Below are 3,817 nucleotides of genomic sequence, written 5' to 3'. Positions count from 1 at the left end.
GACGCGCTTGCGGTAGTTGACGTACTCGGCCTGCAGGCGCAAGAGGTCGTTGCGGAGTTCCGCGGCCTCTGCTTCCGCAGCGGCGCCGGGGGCTACCGACTCTTCAGCCGGGACCTCCATGCCGTTGAGGATTTCCTCAGCCTGGGACAGGGCGTCGCCCTCGGCAGCGGCGTTGGATTCAGCTGCCGATCCTTGGGTGTGGCGAGCGGCCCCGGTCTCGGGGTCAACCTTGCGGTTGTCCCGAATGACCGGCTTGTGCTGCTCGTTGCCCTCGTTGTTGGAAGGTGAGTGCTCTGCGTCGTTGCCGTGGTGAGGCATGCTTACTTCTTTTCGTCTTCGTCGATGATCTCGGCGTCGACGATGTCCTCGTCTGCCGTGGCGCCGGCGTGGGCGCCTTCAGCACCTGCGGCGCTGCTTGCGCCATCCGGGGAACCGGCCTGCGAGTAGATCGCTTCGCCCAGCTTCGACTGCGAGTGCTGCAGCTTCTCGAAAGCAGTCTTCACTGCTGCGTCGTCGGTGCCTTCGAGGGCCTTCTTGAGGGCGTCGACGTCGGCCTTGACCTCGGTCTTGACCTCTTCCGGCAGCTTCTCGTCGTTTTCGGCGATGAGCTTGTCTACGGAGTAGGCGAGCTGCTCGGCAGTGTTGCGGGTGTCGGTAGCTTCGCGGCGGGCCTTGTCCTCGGCTGCGTGTTCCTCGGCTTCACGGACCATGCGGTCGATGTCTTCCTTGGAGAGCGCGGTGCCGCCGGTGATGGTCATCGACTGCTCCTTGCCGGTGCCCTTGTCCTTGGCGGAGACGTGGACGATGCCGTTGGCGTCGATGTCGAAGGTGACCTCGACCTGGGGGACGCCGCGCGGTGCCGGAGCGATGCCGGTCAGTTCGAACGTGCCCAGCGGCTTGTTGTCGCGGGTGAATTCACGCTCGCCCTGGAAGACCTGGATGGCCACGGACGGCTGGTTGTCGTCAGCGGTGGTGAAGGTCTCGGAACGCTTGGTGGGGATGGCCGTGTTGCGCTCGATCAGGTGCGTCATGACGCCGCCCTTGGTTTCGATACCGAGGGAGAGGGGGGTGACGTCGATCAGGAGGACGTCCTTGCGCTCGCCCTTCAGCACACCGGCTTGGAGGGCTGCGCCAACGGCAACAACTTCGTCCGGGTTGACGCCCTTGTTGGGCTCCTTGCCGCCGGCGAGTTCCTTGACGAGATCGTAGACGGCGGGCATACGGGTGGAACCGCCCACGAGCACGATGTGGTCGATTTCGGAGAGCTTGATGCCGGTCTCGGCGATGACGTCGTGGAACGGCTTCTTGGTGCGCTCGAGCAGGTCCTTGGTGAGGTCCTGGAACTTGGCGCGGGTCAGCTGCTCGTCCAGGTGGACCGGGCGTCGGGGGTGACGGACAGGTACTGGAGGGAGACGTTGGTGCTGGTGGAGGAAGAGAGTTCCTTCTTGGCCTGTTCCGAAGCCTCGCGCAGACGCTGGAGGGCGATCTTGTCCTTGGAAAGGTCGATGCCCTTGATCTTGAGCTGGTTCAGCAGGTAGTCAACAACGCGCTGGTCCCAGTCGTCGCCGCCGAGGCGGTTGTCACCGGCCGTGGCGCGGACCTGGATGGTGGAGAAGCCGTCTTCGTCCTTGCCGACTTCCAGCAGGGAGACGTCGAACGTTCCGCCGCCGAGGTCGAAGACCAGGATGAGTTCGTCTTCCTTGCCCTTGTCCAGGCCGTAGGCAAGTGCCGCGGCGGTGGGCTCGTTGACAATGCGGAGGACGTTCATGCCGGCGATTTCGCCGGCTTCCTTGGTGGCCTGGCGCTCGGCGTCGTTGAAGTAGGCCGGGACGGTGATGACAGCGTCGGTGACCTTTTCGCCGAGGTAGCTCTCGGCGTCGTTCTTCAGCTTCATGAGGATACGCGCGGAGATTTCCTGCGGCGTGTACTTCTTGTCGTCAATGGCGACGGACCAATCGGTGCCCATGTGGCGCTTCACGGAAGCGATGGTGCGGTCGATGTTGTTGACGGCCTGGCGCTTGGCGATTTCGCCAACCAGGACTTCGCCGGACTTGGAGAATGCAACGACCGACGGCGTGGTGCGGCCACCTTCGGCGTTGGCGATGACGGTGGGCTCGCCACCTTCGAGAACAGAGACGACGGAGTTAGTGGTTCCGAGGTCGATACCTACAGCGCGTGACATATGTTGCTTCCTTTCAATGAAACCGGGTTGAGCGTTCTGCACTCAACTGTACTCAGGCCTCATTCAATGTCAATCCAAAGTTGAGTCGAGTACGCTCAACTCTGCTCACCGGATGCCAAAAGACCGCGGAAACTCGGGGATTTACGCGCGATTTCGCCGTGGGAGAACGCGTGCAGCGTCAGGCGGCATCGGCTTGTACACCCACGCCACCAGCACCACGGAGATGATCATCAGGAGGAACCACGAGACAAGCTTGTCCGGGGACACCAAGTGCCAGCCGTCCAGTTGGCTCGGATACAACCAGGCGTGCGACCAGGTGGCGATGTTCTCGGCAATCCAGATAAAGAGCGCCACCAGCAGGAACGAGACGACCAGCGGCATCCGGAATCGACGCCGGAACACCCGGAAGTGCATGACGCACCGGCCAAAGATCACGACGACGGCGGCCAGCAGGACCCAGCGCGCATCAACGATGAAGTGGTGCGAAAAGAAGTTCACATAGATGCCCGCAGCCAGGACCGCAGTGATCCAACGCCGCGGATACCTCGCGAAGCGCAGATCGAAAACCCGGTAAACCCGCACCATGTACGAGCCGACCGCTGCGTACATGAAGCCGCTGAAGAGCGGAACGGCGCCGACCCGCAGGACACCTTCGGCTTCATAGGACCACGAGCCGACGTCGGTCTTGAACAACTCCATGGCCGTTCCCACCAAGTGGAAGAGCACGATCACCCTGAGCTCGCGCAAGGTTTCCAGCCTCGTGGCCACCATGAGGATTTGGATCACGACGGCGGCGATCGTCAGGAAATCGTTCCGCGCGAGGCCGGCGTTGGCCGGATACCAGAGGTGAGCTGCGAAAATGACGGCAAGGAGCGAGGCGCCGAAGACGCACGCCCACGCCTGTTTGAGGCCGAAGACCGTGAACTCGGTGAGCCTTGATCGCAGTCCTTGGGCCGGGGCACTTCCCAGGAATCGGCTCGCGCTCCCGTCGATAAGTTCCTCCACCGCGGTGAGCTCACGCATGGGCGCCTACTTGCCAGGGCCCGGCTCGCCCGGTCCGAGCCGGCCAAGATAGTAGTTTTTCGGCCAATGCCTGATTTTTTCCGGCAGCCTTGGATAAGCCGCCGCCAAGAGCCGGATGGTGCCATCGAAGCTGCGTTGATGGCGGGCCTTCCACGGAAGCCCGAATCCCGCGCGAAGATGCTCCGGCAGCAAGCCCGCAGTCACCAGCCGGACCAACGGCATGCTCAAGCGCATCAAGAACGGCCCGCTCACGGGGTGCAGGAGTTCGTGTGCCACCCTCAAAGCGGCTGCATCCGGCTCGAGGTTCCGTAAGGATTCGTCCCAATAGCGCGCGAAGGCCGGGCGGTCGGCAGGCCAGAGCTCGGCGGGCAGCTGCAATGCTGTCCCGATCCGCGCATACTCGCGGTAGATACGATCGGCCGTGTCGTCGTCGAGGGCTCCATGGACCTTTTCGTAAACGGTGACGGCGGTGTCGTAGAGGGTCGCAACCACCCAGAGCTGGGATTGCGCGTCGAAGGCGTTGTACCCCGCGGTGGAATCGTCCGCGGCCCGGCGAACCGGAGCGTGGGCACGATTCACGGCCCGGCGCACGGCGGCCAGTTGCTCTTCCGT

The 3,817-nt window shown here is 63.3% G+C and carries 2 protein-coding genes and 2 pseudogenes; all 4 read right to left on the bottom strand.

From position 1 onward, the window contains the following. Positions 1-318 (bottom strand): annotated as a pseudogene (locus AHiyo1_RS21025) (nucleotide exchange factor GrpE); the annotation flags it as partial. A gap of 2 nt (positions 319-320) precedes the next feature. After that, positions 321-2,182: pseudogene (dnaK, locus tag AHiyo1_RS21020) on the bottom strand (molecular chaperone DnaK). A 141-nt stretch (positions 2,183-2,323) separates the two neighbouring features. After that, complete coding sequence (locus AHiyo1_RS21015) at positions 2,324-3,205, bottom strand: DUF817 domain-containing protein (protein ID WP_059389885.1); 882 nt, start codon at positions 3,203-3,205, stop codon at positions 2,324-2,326. Positions 3,206-3,211: 6 nt separating this feature from the next. Further along, positions 3,212-3,817 (bottom strand): oxygenase MpaB family protein (locus AHiyo1_RS21010; RefSeq protein ID WP_059389884.1); only part of this gene is annotated, 606 nt, incomplete at its 5' end.

The organism is Arthrobacter sp. Hiyo1 (assembly GCF_001263615.2).
Classification (GTDB): Bacteria; Actinomycetota; Actinomycetes; order Actinomycetales; family Micrococcaceae; genus Arthrobacter.
This window is presented reverse-complemented; position numbering and strand designations above follow the sequence as displayed.

Coding starts and splice junctions, on each gene's coding strand:
- AHiyo1_RS21015 (WP_059389885.1), bottom strand. CDS start 3,205: ATGCGTGAGCTCACCGCGGTGGAGGAACTTATCGACGGGAGCGCGAGC.